Raw genomic sequence first — 1,428 nt, 5'->3', positions numbered from 1 at the left:
TGGAACTGGGACGAGGATCGCTGCACCATCCGCACCGGCCACGGACCCGAAAACATCACCCGCCTGCGCCGCTTCGCCATCGGGCTGATCAAGACGAAATCGAAGGATTCCGTGGCGGCAACCATCGGCAAGCTCGCTCGCAGGGTCCGCCGTGTCTTCGACTATCTGGGTATGACGGCAAACGTTCACCGGGCGATGCTGGATGCTGTAGTTCTCACGTTTCGGGGTTGAAATTCGCCATAGTGACGGTCTCTCATGCCTCCATAGAATCAGGCTCTGCGCCCTTCAACTTGAGGGTGAAGTCATCGAGTTGTAATGCCTGGACAAAGAAGCGCTGCACCTGCTCATCGATGGCGCTCATCACCACGGCGGTGGCGTCCCCGAGCGTCTCCTGGAGTCCGTCGACGGCCTCGGCGATCAATGCTCGAAAAACCCCCACAGTCGCTTGGCGAAATCCAGGTGAGCGAGCTGCTCGCCGGTGGCGGCGCGGACCTCGCAGACGCGCGCCCCGGCGCCCTGCAGTTGTCCGAGCACCAGCAGGCAATAGCGCACGGCGGTCAAGTGAATCGAGGCCACGTGGGAGGCGAAGGTCTCGGTTTGCTCCCAGAGCAAGCCCAAATAGTGCTTGGCTTCCTTGAAGTAGACCTCAATGCTCCAGCGCAAGGCGTAGGTTTCCAAGATGGTTGCCGGGGAGAGGGCGCGATCGTGATAGGGCAGGGCCTTGAGGGTCTGCCAGTGCTTGCGCACGCTGTGACGGTACAGCCGGTCGCCCCGCCCTCGACGCGGCTGAATCGCCCGAGCAGCGCGAGTCGCGCGTCCTCGGTACAATCGCGCCCTTTTGTAACCAGTACCGTAGGGTGGATAAGCGCAGCGCATCCACCACAACGTCTGGATCAAAACTCTGCCGCCTGGTGGATGCGGCGCGGGCAAGTCCTGAAATCATCTGAAACGTCCTGCCACGCGCCTTATCCACCCTACTGGCCAAAACGATGGTCAAGGCCCCTGTCGGCGTCGATCGTCCTCTCGGCCACAGGGCGATGGAGTTTCGGGGCCAGGGCTGTGAAGGTCACAAAAAGTGAACGCAACGACTCCTGCCGGTCGCCCGCCCTCGACGCAGCTGAATCGCCCGAGCAGCGCGAGTCGCGCGTCCTCGGTACAATCGCGCCCTTTTGTAACCAGCGGGCTGTTGACGATGTTGCTGAATCCACTGCTTGAGCGCTTTGCCGAGCATTTCCCCATCCCCACCATGGCGCGCGCGGTGTTGGAGCGCAGCTTCCATCCGGACCAGCTCAACGCCTGGTTTGAGCAGACGGCGCAAAGCCAGTACACCCGTCATCTGTTGTTCTCGACGCTGTTCGATCTGATGATGCAGGTGGTCACCCGCCAGCAACCGTCGATCCATGCGGCCTATCAAGGGGCGCGCGAGGA

3 protein-coding genes and 1 pseudogene are annotated in these 1,428 nt (G+C 61.9%); 2 read left to right on the top strand and 2 right to left on the bottom strand.

Translation table 11 applies throughout. The features are described from left to right. Positions 1 to 231, top strand: a 231-nt coding sequence (locus CKO23_RS24680; RefSeq protein WP_200336162.1) for a hypothetical protein, incomplete at its 5' end; no start/stop codon positions are given. Positions 232 to 253: 22 nt separating this feature from the next. Here the strand turns inward: CKO23_RS24680 and CKO23_RS24675 are convergent. After that, positions 254 to 421, bottom strand: a complete 168-nt coding sequence (locus CKO23_RS24675) for a hypothetical protein (RefSeq protein WP_200336160.1) — start codon at positions 419 to 421, stop codon at positions 254 to 256. Continuing rightward, a complete protein-coding gene (locus tag CKO23_RS24670; protein WP_242482715.1) occupies positions 418 to 876 on the bottom strand; it encodes a transposase in 459 nt (152 codons plus the stop codon). The genes CKO23_RS24675 and CKO23_RS24670 overlap by 4 nt, the downstream gene beginning before the upstream one ends. 316 nt (positions 877 to 1,192) lie before the next feature. Between CKO23_RS24670 and CKO23_RS24665 the strand changes: the two are divergent. After that, positions 1,193 to 1,428: pseudogene (locus CKO23_RS24665) on the top strand (IS4 family transposase); the annotation flags it as partial.

It is taken from the genome of Thiocystis violacea (assembly GCF_016583565.1).
Lineage (GTDB): Bacteria > Pseudomonadota > Gammaproteobacteria > Chromatiales > Chromatiaceae > Thiorhodococcus > Thiorhodococcus violaceus_A.
This window is presented reverse-complemented; position numbering and strand designations above follow the sequence as displayed.

What these genes read in the sequence shown, in the direction of transcription:
- CKO23_RS24670 (WP_242482715.1), bottom strand. Translation starts at nt 876, where the DNA reads ATGCGCTGCGCTTATCCACCCTACGGTACTGGTTACAAAAGGGCGCGA.